Annotated in this window: 15 protein-coding genes; 13 read left to right on the top strand and 2 right to left on the bottom strand. The window is 50.6% G+C overall.

Annotation, left to right across the window (positions count from 1 at the left end; genetic code table 11):
* Positions 1-78: 78 nt before the first annotated feature.
* From OGY35_RS22795 to sdiA, 10 genes are all read left to right on the top strand, one after another.
* Positions 79-1,272 carry a FliC/FljB family flagellin gene (locus tag OGY35_RS22795; protein WP_286633522.1) on the top strand — a complete coding sequence of 398 codons (1,194 nt, stop codon included), beginning with the start codon at positions 79-81 and terminating at the stop codon, positions 1,270-1,272.
* 153 nt (positions 1,273-1,425) lie between these two features.
* The gene (locus OGY35_RS22790; protein WP_286633521.1) at positions 1,426-4,875 is read left to right on the top strand and encodes an O-linked N-acetylglucosamine transferase family protein; all 3,450 of its coding nucleotides are present in this window, start codon (positions 1,426-1,428) and stop codon (positions 4,873-4,875) included.
* A gap of 91 nt (positions 4,876-4,966) precedes the next feature.
* Positions 4,967-6,112 carry a DegT/DnrJ/EryC1/StrS family aminotransferase gene (locus OGY35_RS22785; protein ID WP_286633520.1) on the top strand — a complete coding sequence of 382 codons (1,146 nt, stop codon included), beginning with the start codon at positions 4,967-4,969 and terminating at the stop codon, positions 6,110-6,112.
* A 240-nt stretch (positions 6,113-6,352) separates the two neighbouring features.
* Positions 6,353-7,072 carry an RNA polymerase sigma factor FliA gene (locus OGY35_RS22780; RefSeq protein ID WP_042318303.1) on the top strand — a complete coding sequence of 240 codons (720 nt, stop codon included), beginning with the start codon at positions 6,353-6,355 and terminating at the stop codon, positions 7,070-7,072.
* Positions 7,073-7,131: 59 nt separating this feature from the next.
* Complete coding sequence (fliZ, locus tag OGY35_RS22775; protein ID WP_152403980.1) at positions 7,132-7,683, top strand: flagella biosynthesis regulatory protein FliZ; 552 nt, start codon at positions 7,132-7,134, stop codon at positions 7,681-7,683.
* A gap of 87 nt (positions 7,684-7,770) precedes the next feature.
* A complete protein-coding gene (gene tcyJ / locus OGY35_RS22770) occupies positions 7,771-8,571 on the top strand; it encodes a cystine ABC transporter substrate-binding protein (RefSeq protein WP_152403981.1) in 801 nt (266 codons plus the stop codon).
* 108 nt (positions 8,572-8,679) lie between these two features.
* Entirely contained in the window at positions 8,680-9,666 is a 987-nt protein-coding gene (gene dcyD, locus OGY35_RS22765; protein WP_286633519.1) for a D-cysteine desulfhydrase, read from the top strand.
* A gap of 15 nt (positions 9,667-9,681) precedes the next feature.
* A complete protein-coding gene (gene tcyL / locus OGY35_RS22760; RefSeq protein ID WP_042318310.1) occupies positions 9,682-10,350 on the top strand; it encodes a cystine ABC transporter permease in 669 nt (222 codons plus the stop codon).
* On the top strand, positions 10,347-11,099 hold the full coding sequence (tcyN, locus tag OGY35_RS22755; protein WP_152403987.1) for an L-cystine ABC transporter ATP-binding protein TcyN: 753 nt from the start codon (positions 10,347-10,349) through the stop codon (positions 11,097-11,099). Before tcyL ends, tcyN begins: the two co-directional genes overlap by 4 nt.
* 234 nt (positions 11,100-11,333) lie before the next feature.
* Positions 11,334-12,056, top strand: a complete 723-nt coding sequence (sdiA, locus tag OGY35_RS22750) for a quorum-sensing transcriptional regulator SdiA (RefSeq protein ID WP_152403989.1) — start codon at positions 11,334-11,336, stop codon at positions 12,054-12,056.
* Between the two features lie 66 nt (positions 12,057-12,122).
* Here sdiA and OGY35_RS22745 read toward each other — a convergent pair whose 3' ends face one another.
* Positions 12,123-12,347: a DUF2594 family protein gene (locus tag OGY35_RS22745; protein ID WP_042318315.1), complete on the bottom strand. Its 225-nt coding sequence runs from the start codon at positions 12,345-12,347 to the stop codon at positions 12,123-12,125.
* A 19-nt stretch (positions 12,348-12,366) separates the two neighbouring features.
* Complete coding sequence (locus OGY35_RS24620; RefSeq protein ID WP_418656714.1) at positions 12,367-12,414, bottom strand: hypothetical protein; 48 nt, start codon at positions 12,412-12,414, stop codon at positions 12,367-12,369.
* 393 nt (positions 12,415-12,807) lie between these two features.
* On the opposite strand from OGY35_RS24620, the gene uvrY reads away from it, so the two are divergent.
* The 3 genes from uvrY to pgsA are packed head-to-tail and all read left to right on the top strand — an operon-like array spanning position 12,808 to position 15,898.
* On the top strand, positions 12,808-13,464 hold the full coding sequence (gene uvrY / locus OGY35_RS22735; protein ID WP_178823572.1) for a UvrY/SirA/GacA family response regulator transcription factor: 657 nt from the start codon (positions 12,808-12,810) through the stop codon (positions 13,462-13,464).
* Entirely contained in the window at positions 13,461-15,293 is a 1,833-nt protein-coding gene (gene uvrC, locus OGY35_RS22730) for an excinuclease ABC subunit UvrC (protein WP_152403995.1), read from the top strand. Before uvrY ends, uvrC begins: the two co-directional genes overlap by 4 nt.
* 56 nt (positions 15,294-15,349) lie before the next feature.
* Positions 15,350-15,898: a CDP-diacylglycerol--glycerol-3-phosphate 3-phosphatidyltransferase gene (gene pgsA, locus OGY35_RS22725; RefSeq protein ID WP_042318323.1), complete on the top strand. Its 549-nt coding sequence runs from the start codon at positions 15,350-15,352 to the stop codon at positions 15,896-15,898.
* Positions 15,899-16,032 lie beyond the last annotated feature (134 nt).

Genomic DNA, 16,032 nt, shown 5'->3' with positions numbered 1-16,032 from the left:
GCCGATACATGGGTTACGGTGAGAAACCGTGGGCAACAGCCCAATAACATCAAGATGTAAATTGATAAGGAAAAGATCATGGCACAAGTCATCAATACAAACAGCCTGTCGCTGTTGACCCAAAACAATCTGAACAAATCTCAGGGCACCCTGAGCTCTGCTATCGAACGTCTGTCTTCCGGTCTGCGTATCAACAGCGCGAAAGATGATGCTGCTGGCCAGGCGATTGCTAACCGCTTTACGTCTAACATCAAAGGTCTGACTCAGGCTTCTCGTAACGCTAACGACGGTATCTCTGTTGCTCAGACAACGGAAGGTTCTCTGAACGAAATCAACAACAACCTGCAGCGTATCCGTGAACTGTCAGTTCAGGCTGCTAACGGTTCTAACTCTGGTTCCGACCTTTCTTCTATCCAGGACGAAATCAAACAGCGTCTGAGCGAAATCGACCGCGTATCCGGCCAGACTCAATTTAACGGCACCAAAATCCTGAGCAAAGATCAGACTCTGACCATCCAGGTGGGTGCTAACGATGGCGAAACCATCGATATCAACCTGCAGGAAATCACCTCTAAAACGCTGGGGCTGGATAGCTTCAACGTTAACGGTCCTAAAGGTGACATTGAAGCGGCAACTGCTGCAGATTTCAAAAGCTTCTACGGTGACACGACGCAGGTTGCTAACGCCTCTGTTGCAGAGAAAACGACTAATGCTCTGGCTACTCGCCTGGGTGTTGCGACCACAAGCGTTGCATTTGATGATGCTGCTGTTTACAAAGATGAAAAAGGCAACCTGTTCGCGAAAGTGACCGTGTCTGCAGGCAGTGCTGCTGAGTCCAACAACTTGAAAGCGAATGGTTTCGAAATCGCTGACGGTTCTAGCGCCAGCTTCTACGTGGCTCTGGATCCGCAGGCTGCTGATACCACTACTCCGACTAATGCTTCGTTCACCATCGATACCGATGCACTGAGCTTCAAGAGTATGACCACGGGTGCAACGTCTGGTGCGCTGGACAAAATTGACCAGGCTCTGGCTAAAGTTGACGAATTCCGTAGCTCTCTGGGCGCGATTCAGAACCGTTTCGAATCAGCCATCACCAACCTGGGTAACACCGTAAACAACCTGTCTTCTGCTCGTAGCCGTATTGAAGACGCTGATTACGCGACCGAAGTTTCTAACATGTCTCGTGCGCAGATCCTGCAGCAGGCTGGTACTTCTGTACTGGCTCAGGCTAACCAGGTTCCGCAGAACGTACTGTCTCTGCTGCGTTAATACCGCTTTGCAGTTCAAAGCCAACCTTCGGGTTGGCTTTTTTGTTTTATGCAATGATGGAAATAGCCCCTTCAGAGCCTTGTGCTTATCGTATTGATTAGGGCGTTACCTTTATATAGTTAAGCAAATTGTTCGACATAACAGGAACGGCGTATGACGACCCTCGAAGTCATTGAGACCTCACGCTCTTTGGTTACTCCTCTGAGTTTGCATCCAGATCCCCTGACAAATCCTGAACATATTGGTGCAATGGCCTCGTTATATGGATTTGAATGCGTGCCAGCCTACAAGGCGCGCGTGTTGGTTTTAGGCTGCGGGCGTGGTGATGAGCTGCTGCCGTTTGCCCTTGCCAATCCTGCCGCCCAGGTCATTGGCATTGATATCAATGATGAGAGTATTGAGCAGGGGGAAATGCTGTGTCAGATAGCCGGTGCGGACAATGCTCAGCTCGTCGCGTTGTCATTAAATCAGCTCATTGAACGGGATGTCGGGCCCCAGGATTATATTTTTGTGCAGGGAGATTTGACCTATCTGGATCAGGATAGTCGTCAGGTCATTGTGGCCTGGTGTCGCCAAAACCTTTCAGCACAAGGCGTGATTGCGATTCGCTGGCCGTGCCATCCTGGCGCGCGCCATGATGAAACGCTAAGAGACGCGATGTTGCTGCACAGTAGCCTTGCAACGACAATTGAAGAACAGGTGAGCAGCGCCCGGGCGATGGCCACATTTCTGTCTCTTGGTTCGACAGGCCCCGATAATAGCCCACTGAAATCCGCGCTGAATGCGGTAGAGACGCTCAGTGATACTCGTCTGGCGTTGCGCTATTTAAGCGGTATGAACGAGGCCAGTTACTTGGTTGATTTTAATCAGATGGTCGAGCAGAACGCACTTTGCTATCTCGGCGATGCCCAGCCCTGGACTGAGATGGCTGAATATTACGGCGATAATGTGCCGGTTATGCTCAACACTATCTGCCCGCAGGAAAACAAGGTGTTGCGTCAGCAGTATCTTGATTTTGCCACCAATCGCAGCGAACGTTTTAGCCTGCTGGTTGCCGCAGCGCACAAGACGCATGTGAAATCAGCGCCAGACCTTGATGCGCTTGAGTATTTGAACTGGGCGGGAAATTTCCGTCGCTTCTTTTCGCATGAAGAGGGCACTACCGGTCACATTACCAATGACGGTAAGCTTCTGCAAATTAGTCATCCGCTGACATTAATGGTGTTGGATCTCTTAGGCGAAGCGTGGCCCTACAGCCTCTCATTTGACGATATTGTGGCGCAGACCGCCATACCTGGAGAGGAGATTGCCCCGCATCGCCGGGCGATTATGCGCGTGATGCGTACATTGTTCATAAAGGGCATTCCAGCGCTGCACGGTTGTCAAGGTGCTGACGCCTGGCAACGCAACCGTGCTAGCACTGTGAGCGTTCATAAGAGCATTCTGGCGCTGGCGGGCTCTGAACAGTTGGCTGATACGTTATTCAATTTCTGGTATGAGACAGTGCAAATTACGCCGGAGGAGACGGCATTGCTCAGACAGCCTGTGCTTAAGGTTGATGCAGAAAACTATCGACATGTAGAGAATCTGCGTCAGAAAGGGTTGTTAATGGGATCGCCACAGGCGTGGCAAAAATACTATCAACAAACGTTACTGGTTCAGGATATTGAGGAAAGTATTGGCGTTATTGGCCCACTTCTTCTCTTCAGTGGTTCGCTTTTTGATCCGATGGGTTCCCGTCGTAATGCGTTTTCCCCGCAAGCGGGGCGTGAATACCTCGACAGCAAGCAAATGAAGAAAGTGAACGCTTTCTTTGGCCGTCATGAATATCAGCAGGCGTTGCGCTATATGCAGGAACTGCAACAGACGGATCCCGAAAATCCGGGTATCTGGTATCAACTCTCGCAGACCTATCTGGGCATGCAGGATCATGCTAAAGCGCTGGATGCGTTTATGCATGTATTTACTCTCGAGGCACGCGCGTTACCGTACTATCAGCAGTTTGTCATGCTGCTAATTAAGCTTGAGAACAACTGGCACGCTGAAAAACTGGCGTGGCGTTGCTTACGACTCGATGACAATAACTACAAACTCTGGACATTTATTGCCCGAATTACGATGGAAAAGGGCCAACTTGAACAGGCGCGCGGCTACCTTGAAAAGGCGATGACTATTGAGCCGGGTTACGTGATGGCATCCTCCTTGATGGGGAATGTATGCGCCGATCAGTCAAACCAGGATGAGGCACTGGTGTGGTTACGTAAAACCAGTGAACTTGCACCGTCCGATTTAAATTACATGACTAACTACCTGTTCGCGTTACTGCATCATCATACCAGCAGTGCCGATTATGTATTTAAAGAACATTGCCGGTACGGTCAGCGGGTGACGCAATGGGTGAAGCAACAAAATGTCACTTTTCAGTATCCGCAAACTCGCGATCCTGAGCGCAAATTACGCATTGGTTTTGTTTCCGGGGATTTGCGTAATCATCCGGTAAGTAATTTTATTTTGCCAATCTGGCTGACGTTTGATACCGGGACCTATGAATTAATTGCATATCATACCTATAGCAAAGAAGACGGTATTTCTGAACGTCTCAAAGAAAAAACGATTGTCTGGCGTTCGGTTGCTCATTTAAGCCAGGTCGAGCTTGCAAGGCAGATTAATGACGACCAAATTGATGTGCTTATCGATCTTTCTGGACACACGAATTTCAACCGTTTACAGGCATTCGGATTGCGCCCTGCACCGGTATCGATGTCATTCCTGGGCTATCCCGGAACAACGGGGCTCTCGCAGATGGATTACTATCTTGCACACAATAAGATGTCACAACCGGGTGAACTGGATAACCAGTTCACCGAAGCGCTTATTCATCTCCCCTTTAATGAACAATTTACGTTGTTCCAGAATGCCCCGGATGTCACGCCAACGCCTGCACTGATAAATGGACGGTTTACATTTGGCAGTTTTAACCGACCGAATAAGATCAATGATGACGTACTGGCCTGTTGGGCTGAAGTTTTACTGCAACACGGAAGCGCGCAGATGCTCATCGGTAATATGGTCGATGAGGCCATGATTGCTCGCTATAAACAGCGTTTCGCTGATCTGGGCGTGGAGAGCGATAAACTGATTTTCAGGAAAAGAACAGGAGTGTCTGAATACCTGCATATGCATGCTGAGGTTGATATGTTGTTGGATGCATTCCCGTATCCAGGCGGAACGACCACCAACTTTGCGCTACAAATGGGCGTGCCGAGCCTGACGATGGTGGGAGAAACCTTTGTCTCCCGGCAGGGGGCTTCTAACTTGCGTCAATTCGATCTCGATCAATTTGTTGTAACCTCGACCCACGAGTACATTACCCGTGCGTTGGAGATTGCCCACAATATTGATGGTCTCAATATGCTTCGACTGGGTATGCGTGATCGTATCCGACGCAAAAGTTTACGTGGCGGCTCTCCGGCGGTGTATTTACAACGCGCCGTCAGGGAGGCCTGGGGACGTTACTGTCGGGGTGAAACGCCTTCGTCATTCAGCGTATCAGAAGAGGTTGAACCGAATAACACCCGGAGTTTTTCAATAAATAGCGCCTAATTGCAAGGGTATTCTGGTCATTGAATCAGAAGAGGCAACGTTATGCTGAAGGGATTATTAACAGCAGAGCGTTGTCTCTCTGGGAGTGACTATGAAAGAACCGGTATTTGTTACCAGCCCATTACTTCCTCCGCTTGAAGAGTTCATTCCTTATCTCGAGGAAATATGGGCCAACAAGCAGTTGACCAACGGTGGCCCATTCCATCAACAGCTGGAACTGGCGCTCGCTGAATATCTCGGCGTTGAACATTTGTGTCTTTTTTCAAACGGCACTCTGGCATTACTCACCGCACTTCAGGCGTTAAAGATCACAGGTGAAGTGATTACAACTCCTTATTCATTCGTAGCGACATCGCATACGTTACTCTGGAATGGATTGACGCCGGTATTTGCCGATATCGATCCCGTAACCTGTAATATCGATCCTGCACAAATTGAAAAGTTGATTACCCCTGCAACGACTGCAATATTACCTGTTCACTGCTACGGTCTACCGTGTGAGGTTGAAAGAATTCAGGAGATAGCGAACGCCTGGGGGCTTAAAGTTATTTATGATGCTGCTCACGCTTTTGGTGTTAAGAAAGATGACCAAAGCATTTTGCGGTATGGCGATCTTTCCATTTTAAGTTTTCATGCGACGAAAGTGTTTAATACTTTTGAGGGCGGCGCGATTATTTGCCCTGATGCTGGAATGAAACAACGCATTGATTACCTAAAAAACTTTGGCTTTGCTGGTGAAACGACGGTGGTGGCACCCGGTATCAACGCCAAAATGAACGAGGTTCAGGCTGCGTTTGGCCTAGTACAGTTAGGGCATATCGATGATGCGTTGCAAAAAAGACGTGAAAAATACCATCGCTATTGTGCGTTATTGCAAAATGTTCCAGGGATTAACGTGTTTTCAGCTACTGAGAATGTTGACTGGAATCATGCTTATTTTCCGATCACTGTAAATACGCAATACCCAATAAGTCGTGATGCCTTATATGACACTTTAAAAGCGGCTGGTTATCACGGTAGACGTTATTTTTATCCATTGATCAGTTCGTTTTCCATGTACCGACACTTGCCTTCGGCGGCTGCACAGAACCTTCCTGCAGCAACGAAGATGTCGGAACAGATATTGTGCCTACCCATGTTCCCTGAACTTTCAGACGTTGATCAACGCAATATTGTGGAAATTATACGCAGCTACGCCTTCAGTAACGTGGAAAGTGATGTGGAAAAGATAGCGTGACTATTTGGAAAAAATTTAGCGGTCAGGCCATTTTCAAAATCTTGATAACGGCTTTAGGTTTTTTTAGCGAAAACGCAACGTTAATCGAAATTTGTGTTTAGTTATAAAACCCTATGTTATTCAAAGAGTTAAAATAAAACCCTTAAATAACAGCTGTTTTCCTACATTATTCTGCCGATAGAACGCTCTGCAGAAACGGATAATCATGCCGATAACTCATTTAACGCAGGGCTGTTTATCGTGAATTCACTGTATACCGCTGAAGGTGTAATGGATAAACACTCGCTGTGGCAGCGTTATGTACCGCTGGTGCGTCACGAAGCGTTGCGCCTGCAGGTGCGTTTGCCCGCGAGCGTAGAACTGGACGATCTGCTACAGGCGGGCGGTATCGGGTTATTGAATGCAGTTGACCGATATGACGCTCTGCAAGGAACGGCATTTACCACTTACGCAGTGCAGCGTATTCGTGGGGCGATGCTGGATGAACTACGCAGCCGTGACTGGGTGCCGCGTAGTGTCCGGCGTAATGCCCGCGAAGTGGCACAGGCGATGGGGCAACTGGAACAGGAATTAGGACGCAATGCGACGGAAACCGAGGTCGCGGAGCGACTGGCGATTCCTGTAGAAGAATATCGTCAGATGTTGCTTGATACCAACAACAGCCAACTCTTCTCCTATGACGAGTGGCGGGAAGAGCATGGCGATAGTATCGAGCTGGTGACAGAAGAGCACCAGCAGGAAAACCCGTTACAACAGCTCCTTGAGAGCAATTTGCGCCAGCGCGTGATGGATGCCATAGAAGCACTTCCGGAACGCGAACAACTGGTGCTCACGCTCTATTACCAGGAAGAACTCAATCTCAAAGAGATTGGCGCGGTTCTGGATGTCGGGGAGTCACGGGTCAGCCAGTTGCACAGTCAGGCCATAAAACGGTTACGCACGAAGCTGGGTAAGTTATAGCGAACGACGTTGTCGGCGCTGAAAAATGCCGCACAACGTATTAACTACCAGGAGTTCTCATGACGGTGCAGCAATCAAAAAGACGGCCTCTAAGCCGCTACCTCAAAGACTTTAAACACAGCCAGACGCATTGCGCCCATTGCCATAAGTTACTGGATCGCATCACGCTGGTGCGCAAAGGGCAGATAGTCAACAAAATCGCCATTTCCCGCCTCGACACGCTCATGGATGAAGCCGCCTGGCAACAGGAGCAGAAAGAGTGGGTGGCACTCTGCCGTTTCTGCGGTGATTTACACTGCAAAACGCAGAGTGATTTCTTCGACATCATTGGTTTTAAACAATTTTTATTTGAGCAAACTGAAATGAGCCACGGGACCGTGCGCGAGTATGTCGTCCGTCTGCGCCGCCTCGGTAATCATCTTAGCGAACAGAAGATTTCTCACGATCTGCTCCAGGACGGCTACCTTGATGAAAATCTGGCGCCGTGGCTGCCGGAGACCAGTACCAACAACTATCGCATCGCGCTACGTAAGTACGCGCAATATAAAGCGCATGCCCATCCCGAACAGCAACAGAAATCCTCCCTCCGGATGACTTCTGATATATATTAAAAATGAATAAGATGTAGCAGAGTGATTTATGTCGTTACCGATAAACGCTCTACACTACGGGCATTCATAACAACATTCGGGGTAAATATGAAATTAGCACTTCTGGGACGCCAGGCGCTGATGGGCGTGATGGCAGTGGCTCTTGTCGCGGGAATGAGCGCAAAAACGTTTGCAGATGAAGGTCTGCTGAAGAAGGTCAAAGATCGCGGGACGCTGCTGGTGGGGCTGGAAGGCACCTATCCTCCGTTCAGTTTCCAGGGCGATGACGGTAAATTGACCGGCTTTGAAGTGGAATTTGCCGAAGAGCTGGCAAAGCATCTGGGCGTGAAAGCGACGCTAAAACCGACCAAATGGGACGGGATGCTGGCCTCTCTGGACTCTAAACGCATCGATGTGGTTATCAATCAGGTCACCATCTCCGATGAGCGTAAGAAGAAATATGATTTCTCTACCCCTTATACCGTTTCCGGTATCCAGGCGCTGGTGAAAAAAGGCAATGAAGGCGCGATTAAAACGGCCGCCGATCTGAAAGATAAAAAAGTTGGCGTGGGTCTGGGTACCAACTATGAAGAGTGGCTGCGTCAGAACGTCCAGGGCGTTGACATTCGGACTTATGATGATGATCCGACGAAATATCAGGATCTGCGCGTAGGCCGTATCGATGCGATTCTGGTGGATCGTCTGGCGGCGCTGGATCTGGTTAAAAAGACCAAAGATACGCTGGCGGTTACCGGTGAAGCATTCTCCCGTCAGGAGTCCGGCGTTGCGCTGCGTAAAGGCAACGACGATCTGCTGAAAGCGGTGGACGCAGCCATCGCCGAAATGCAGAAGGACGGTTCGCTGAAGGCGCTTTCTGAGAAGTGGTTTGGCGCGGATGTAACGAAATAGTCCGAACAGTAAGAAAAAAAAGGCGCTTTAATCAGCGCCTTTTTTATTTCATGCGTTTGAACGTGCATAATAAAAAGAACATCACAACAACGAATACCTGGAGGCTTTATGCCACTGCACAACCTGACACGCTTTCCGCGTCTGGAATTTATCGGCGCGCCGACACCGCTTGAATACCTGCCGCGTTTTTCTGACTATCTGGGACGGGATATTTTCATCAAACGCGATGATGTGACACCGATGGCGATGGGCGGTAATAAGCTGCGCAAGCTGGAGTTCCTGGCAGCAGATGCGTTGCGCGAAGGCGCAGATACGCTGATCACGGCAGGCGCGATTCAGTCTAACCACGTGCGCCAGACGGCGGCGGTCGCGGCGAAGCTGGGACTGCACTGCGTGGCGCTGCTGGAAAACCCCATTGGCACCACGGCGGAAAACTATCTCACCAACGGTAACCGGCTGCTGCTGGACTTGTTCAACGTGCAGGTCGAAATGTGTGATGCGCTAAACCAGCCGGACGCGCAGTTGCTGGAGCTGGCCACCCGAGTCGAAGCGCAGGGTTTTCGTCCCTATATCATACCGGTTGGTGGTTCAAACGCGCTGGGGGCATTAGGTTATGTTGAAAGTGCGCTGGAGATAGCTCAGCAGTGTGAAGGCGCCGTACAACTCTCTTCGGTGGTAGTGGCCTCCGGTAGCGCGGGAACGCACGCCGGGCTGGCAATTGGTCTGGAGCAACTGATGCCGGATGTGGATCTGATTGGCGTAACGGTCTCGCGCAGCGTAGCCGAACAAAAGCCGAAAGTGGTGGTGTTGCAACAGGCTATCGCCCGCGAGCTGGAACTGACGGCGGCGGCGGAGATTTTGCTGTGGGATGACTACTATGCGCCCGGCTACGGCACGCCAAATGAAGAGGGGATGGAGGCCGTGAAGCTGCTGGCGCGTCTGGAAGGGATCCTTCTCGACCCGGTCTATACCGGAAAAGCGATGGCCGGACTGATTGACGGAATCAGCCAGAAACGCTTTAAAGACGAAGGCCCAATCCTCTTTATTCATACTGGTGGGGCGCCCGCGCTGTTTGCCTACCATCCACACGTGTAATTTTCGGATAAGCTCATGCAAGAAAGTATCCAACTGGTTATTGATTCCCTGCCGTATCTGCTCAAAGGGGCCGTGTTTACGCTGCAGCTAAGTATTGGCGGGATGTTCTTCGGCCTGCTGCTGGGTTTTATCCTCGCGCTGATGCGCCTGTCGCCGCTGCTGCCTCTGCGCTGGCTGGCGCGTTTTTATATCTCCATTTTTCGTGGTACGCCGTTGATTGCTCAACTGTTTATGATCTATTACGGTCTGCCGCAGTTTGGTATTGAGCTGGATCCCGTTCCGTCTGCGATGATTGGCCTGTCGCTCAATACGGCGGCCTATGCTGCTGAAACCCTGCGTGCGGCGATTTCCTCGATTGACAAAGGGCAGTGGGAAGCGGCTGCCAGTATCGGGATGACGCCATGGCAGACGATGCGCCGCGCCATTTTACCGCAGGCTGCCCGGGTGGCGCTGCCGCCGCTGAGTAACAGTTTTATCAGCCTGGTGAAAGACACGTCGCTTGCGGCAACTATTCAGGTGCCAGAATTGTTCCGTCAGGCGCAGTTGATCACGTCGCGTACGCTGGAAGTATTCACCATGTATCTGGCGGCATCGCTGATCTACTGGATCATGGCAACCGTACTGTCTTCGTTGCAGAACTACTTTGAAAATCAACTGAACCGCCAGGAGAGAGAGCCGAAATGAGTGCGATCGACGTAAAAAACCTGGTCAAGAAATTCCATGGTCAGACGGTGCTGCACGGCATCGACCTGCAAGTGCAGGCGGGAGAGGTCGTCGCGATCATCGGTCCCAGCGGCTCAGGAAAAACAACGCTGTTGCGCAGTATAAATCTGCTGGAACAACCGGAAGCGGGTACGATCACCGTGGGTGATATCACCATTGATACAGCGCGTTCGCTGAGTCAGCAAAGAACGCTTATTCGTCAGTTGCGTCAGCATGTCGGCTTCGTGTTCCAGAGCTTTAATCTCTTCCCCCACCGGACGGTACTGGAGAACATCATTGAAGGTCCGGTTATCGTGAAGGGTGAAGGTAAAGAGGAGGCGGTGGCGCGGGCGCGGGAACTGCTGGCGAAAGTGGGGCTGGCCGGAAAGGAGACCAGCTATCCGCGGCGCTTGTCCGGTGGGCAGCAACAGCGTGTGGCGATTGCCCGGGCGCTGGCGATGCGCCCGGAAGTGATCCTGTTCGATGAACCGACCTCTGCGCTCGATCCTGAGCTGGTGGGCGAGGTGCTGAGCACTATCCGCCAACTGGCGCAGGAAAAACGCACTATGGTGATTGTGACCCATGAAATGAGCTTTGCCCGTGATGTCGCGGACAGGGCGATATTTATGGATCAGGGGCGAATAGTGGAACAGGGCCCTGCCAAAGCGCTGTTTGCCAATCCACAGCAGCCGAGAACGCGTCAGTTTCTTGAGAAGTTTCTGCTGCAATAATCGGTTTGCTTCCACTCGCCCGGGATTATCCCATTTCGGGCGAGTGGGCATGCATAAATATTAATATCATACGCATGACTATGAGTTCATTTCCCTGGGCGAAATACGCGTATTGAAACAACACTCAAGTAATTGGCGTTATGACCGATATTTTATTCATCTACTTTATTTTATGTGATAGGTTAATTCTCACATTAAAAATGATTATCACTCTCAAGGGCGCGAATACTGAGTATGCAGGATTTAGATTTCTTTACCTGGCGACGGACGATGCTGTTACGCTTTCACGAAATGACAAGCGCAGAGGAGGTCTATAGCGAATTACAGCAGCAGACGCAATTGCTGGAATTTGATTATTACGCGCTGTGTGTCAGACATCCGGTTCCGTTTACCCGCCCTAAAATTTCCCTTCATACCACCTATCCCGATGCGTGGGTTTCACAATACCAGGCGGAAAATTATTTCGCGATTGATCCGGTCCTGAAGCCGGAAAACTTCATTCAGGGACATCTTCCCTGGAGTGACGCATTATTCAGTGACGCGCAGACGATGTGGGATGCCGCTCGTACGCACGGATTGCGCAAAGGGATCACGCAGTGTCTGATGTTACCAAACCGTGCGCTGGGCTTTCTCTCGGTCTCGCGGTCGAGTCTGCGTAATACGCCGTTTGCGGGAGATGAGGTGGAATTGAAGCTGCAGTTGCTGGTTCGCGAAAGCCTGACGGTGCTTTCCCGCCTCGAGGATGAGATGGTGATGGCGCCGGAAATGCGTTTTAGCAAACGGGAGAAAGAGATTCTGAAATGGACGGCGGAAGGGAAGACCTCTGCTGAAATCGCGATGATTCTGTCGATATCAGAAAACACGGTTAACTTTCACCAGAAGAATATGCAGAAGAAGTTCAACGCCCCTAATAAGACGCAGATTGCGTGCTATGCCGCGGCGACCGGTCTTATCTGAAATAATGAGCGTTCTGCGTGGCAGACGACAAACCGGCTGAAAGCGTTGCTCTCAGCCGGTTTTTCTTTACTGACGGTAAGCTTGTTTAATTTGCTTAACAGTGCTGGAAAATACTGCTGCCTGCGCGTCGTCTTCGACCAGCGCGATCTGTTTTTCCATTTTAAGAATCACGCGGCCTGCGTCGGCCTGGCCCATGGCTTGCAGCATCAGCGTTAACAGCGCCTTCAGGCAGGTGACTTCGTTAGCCAGTTCTTGATTATTCTCGGCAGTGGAAAAATCAGGCGTACTCATTTATTTTCCTCGTAATGTCTCAGTAAAAATGTGCGATGGTAAATGTTAAGGCCGCGGAGTATACCATAAGCTGAGGAAAAAATAGCAGTGGTTGTTTTTTGATCGGAAATCACACCAGAGGAGTTAAATTAAACAACAACATGAGAAGCCAATATTTTCTTCATCTATTGTTTATTCCGAGTATTTTACTCGTTAATTATTGTTACAAACTTGCCCGGCTATTTAGCATTTAGGCAGGGGATAGCGAGCTTTTGTCACTATTGTGAAACCTTGCTCCCGAAATAACGTGAGTAACTGGCTGTTCTTAGTGAAAGTTTCCACAAAATGTATAGGCTAATTTCCAAAAACGAGAGCAAAATCGGGAACCGGACGTTTTTTACGTTTCAAAGTTGAGATAAAACCCGCTAATATAGTGGGGATCCACTATCAGTAGCGTTATCCCTATTCTGGAGATATTCCTTTGATCAACGTTCTTCTTGTTGATGACCACGAACTGGTGCGCGCAGGGATACGACGCATTCTTGAAGATATAAAGGGCATAAAAGTTGTCGGTGAAGCCGGTTGCGGTGAGGATGCCGTGAAATGGTGTCGCGCCAACACCGTCGATGTTGTGTTGATGGACATGAACATGCCCGGTATTGGTGGCCTTGAAGCCACGCGCAAAATTGCGCGTTCGACTGCCGATATTAAAGTGATCATGTTGACCGTCCACACGGAAAACCCGTTGCCGGCAAAAGTGATGCAGGCCGGGGCCGCAGGTTACCTGAGTAAAGGGGCGGCACCTCAGGAAGTAGTGAATGCCATCCGCTCGGTTTATTCCGGGCAGCGATACATTGCTTCTGACATCGCACAGCAAATGGCATTAAGCCAGATTGAACCCGAAAAAACGGAAACGCCGTTTGCCAGTTTGTCTGAGCGTGAATTGCAGATTATGCTGATGATCACCAAAGGTCAGAAGGTTAATGAGATTTCGGAGCAGTTGAATCTCAGTCCTAAAACGGTGAACAGTTATCGCTATCGTATGTTCAGTAAACTAAACATTCATGGTGATGTTGAGCTGACTCACCTGGCAATTCGCCATGGCCTGTGTAATGCGGAGACGTTAACAAGCCAGTGAGCGATCAGTTTGACGCGAAAGCGTTTCTAAAAACCGTAACCAGTCAACCCGGCGTTTATCGCATGTATGATGCCGGTGGTACGGTTATCTATGTGGGTAAAGCGAAAGACCTGAAAAAACGGCTTTCCAGCTATTTCCGCAGCAACCTGGCTTCGCGTAAAACCGAAGCGCTGGTTGCGCTTATTCAGCAAATTGATGTGACGGTGACGCACACCGAAACGGAAGCGTTGCTGCTTGAGCACAACTACATCAAGCTGTATCAGCCGCGTTACAACGTGCTGCTGCGCGATGACAAATCCTATCCCTTTATCTTTCTCAGCGCGGATACCCATCCCCGACTGGCAATGCACCGTGGGGCGAAACATACCCGGGGTGAATACTTTGGCCCGTTCCCCAACGGCTATGCCGTCCGTGAAACGCTGGCGCTATTGCAGAAAATTTTCCCGATCCGCCAGTGTGAAAACAGCGTTTATCGCAATCGCTCACGTCCGTGTCTGCAATATCAGATCGGCCGCTGCCTCGGCCCCTGCGTCGAAGGTCTGGTGAGTGAAGAAGAGTATGCGCAGCAGGTTGACTACGTCCGGCTGTTTTTGTCCGGCAAAGATGACCAGGTTTTAACCCAACTGATCGCGCGGATGGAGAAGGCCAGTCAAAACCTGGCGTTCGAAGAGGCCGCGCGTATACGCGATCAGATCCAGGCCGTGCGGCGGGTAACGGAGAAACAGTTCGTCTCTAATGCGGGCGACGATCTGGATGTGATCGGCGTCGCGTTTGATGCCGGAATGGCCTGTGTACACGTACTCTTTATCCGCCAGGGGAAAGTGCTGGGAAGCCGCAGTTATTTCCCGAAAGTGCCGGGAGGGACTGAACTGGGCGAAGTGGTTGAGACCTTCGTCGGGCAATTTTACCTCCAGGGCAGCCAGATGCGCACATTGCCTGGCGAGATCCTGCTGGATTTCAATCTGGACGACAAAACGCTACTGGCGGATTCTCTCTCTGAACTGGCCGGGCGTCGCATTAATGTGCAGACCAAACCCCGAGGCGATCGCGCGCGTTATCTGAAACTGGCGCGCACCAATGCCGCCACGGCACTGACCACAAAACTCTCGCAGCAGTCGACCATTACCCAGCGTCTGACGGCACTGGCGACCGTGTTGAAGTTGCCGGCAGTAAAACGAATGGAATGTTTCGACATCAGCCATACGATGGGCGAGCAGACGGTGGCATCCTGCGTGGTCTTTGATGCGAACGGGCCGTTGCGTGCAGAATATCGTCGCTACAATATCACCGGCATCACGCCGGGCGATGATTATGCGGCAATGAATCAGGTACTGCGTCGCCGTTATGGTAAAGCTATCGAAGAAAGTAAGATCCCGGATGTTATCCTGATCGACGGCGGAAAAGGGCAACTGGGGCAGGCGAAGGCCGTTTTCGCTGAACTGGATGTCCCCTGGGATAAAAATCGCCCCCTGCTGTTAGGGGTTGCGAAAGGCGCTGACCGTAAAGCCGGCCTGGAAACCTTGTTCTTTGAACCGGAAGGCGAGGGATTCAGCCTGCCGCCGGATTCACCGGCGCTGCATGTGATCCAGCATATCCGCGATGAGTCACACGATCATGCCATCGGCGGCCACCGTAAAAAAAGGGCAAAGGTGAAAAACACCAGTACGCTGGAGACCATCGAAGGTGTCGGGCCGAAGCGTCGCCAAATGTTGTTGAAATATATGGGTGGTTTGCAAGGATTACGTAACGCCAGCGTTGAGGAAATTGCAAAAGTGCCGGGTATTTCTCAAGGTCTGGCAGAAAAGATCTTCTGGTCGTTGAAACATTGAGGCCGCTGTAGCAACATAGGGGTAAATTCTCTGACAACAGATAGTTACCCGTCACTATGCAATTTAATATTCCAACGTTGCTTACGCTGTTTCGCGTCATCCTTATCCCATTCTTTGTCGTGGTGTTTTATCTGCCATTCACCTGGGCGCCGTTCGTTGCTGCGCTGATTTTCTGTATCGCTGCCGTGACCGACTGGTTTGATGGTTTTCTGGCGCGTCGCTGGAATCAGAGTACGCGTTTTGGTGCGTTTCTCGACCCGGTCGCGGATAAAGTACTGGTGGCGATTGCGATGGTGCTGGTGACCGAGCACTATCACAGTTGGTGGGTGACACTGCCAGCAGCCACAATGATCGCACGTGAAATTATCATCTCTGCACTGCGTGAATGGATGGCGGAACTGGGTAAGCGCAGCAGCGTGGCGGTCTCCTGGATCGGCAAAGTCAAAACCACCTCGCAAATGGCGGCGCTGGCCTGGCTGCTGTGGCGTCCGAATATTTGGGTAGAGTACGCGGGTATTGCGCTGTTCTTCGTTGCGGCAGTCCTGACACTGTGGTCAATGTTCCAGTATCTGAACGCCGCGCGCGGGGATTTGCTTGATCAGTGATCGTTTCGCCGTAAATTTCAGCAAACGAGCTTACGTGGCGAAAAATATCGTTGACTCATTGCGTCAGGTAAGTAGAATGCAACGCATCGAACGGCAGCACAGATTGCCAGACGATAATAAAATCAAGTGATTAA

This window comes from Citrobacter sp. Ct235 (assembly GCF_030332305.1).
Classification (GTDB): domain Bacteria; phylum Pseudomonadota; class Gammaproteobacteria; order Enterobacterales; family Enterobacteriaceae; genus Citrobacter_A; species Citrobacter_A telavivensis.
Note: the sequence above shows the minus strand (reverse complement) of the source record. Positions and strands in the feature narration are given on the sequence as shown.

Excerpts from the sequence above, each read along its gene's own strand:
- OGY35_RS22795 (WP_286633522.1), top strand. The coding sequence starts at position 79 with ATGGCACAAGTCATCAATACAAACAGCCTGTCGCTGTTGACCCAAAAC.
- OGY35_RS22790 (WP_286633521.1), top strand. The coding sequence starts at position 1,426 with ATGACGACCCTCGAAGTCATTGAGACCTCACGCTCTTTGGTTACTCCT.
- OGY35_RS22785 (WP_286633520.1), top strand. The coding sequence starts at position 4,967 with ATGAAAGAACCGGTATTTGTTACCAGCCCATTACTTCCTCCGCTTGAA.
- fliZ (WP_152403980.1), top strand. The coding sequence starts at position 7,132 with ATGACGGTGCAGCAATCAAAAAGACGGCCTCTAAGCCGCTACCTCAAA.
- tcyJ (WP_152403981.1), top strand. The coding sequence starts at position 7,771 with ATGAAATTAGCACTTCTGGGACGCCAGGCGCTGATGGGCGTGATGGCA.
- dcyD (WP_286633519.1), top strand. The coding sequence starts at position 8,680 with ATGCCACTGCACAACCTGACACGCTTTCCGCGTCTGGAATTTATCGGC.
- tcyL (WP_042318310.1), top strand. The coding sequence starts at position 9,682 with ATGCAAGAAAGTATCCAACTGGTTATTGATTCCCTGCCGTATCTGCTC.
- tcyN (WP_152403987.1), top strand. The coding sequence starts at position 10,347 with ATGAGTGCGATCGACGTAAAAAACCTGGTCAAGAAATTCCATGGTCAG.
- sdiA (WP_152403989.1), top strand. The coding sequence starts at position 11,334 with ATGCAGGATTTAGATTTCTTTACCTGGCGACGGACGATGCTGTTACGC.
- OGY35_RS22745 (WP_042318315.1), bottom strand. The coding sequence starts at position 12,347 with ATGAGTACGCCTGATTTTTCCACTGCCGAGAATAATCAAGAACTGGCT.
- pgsA (WP_042318323.1), top strand. The coding sequence starts at position 15,350 with ATGCAATTTAATATTCCAACGTTGCTTACGCTGTTTCGCGTCATCCTT.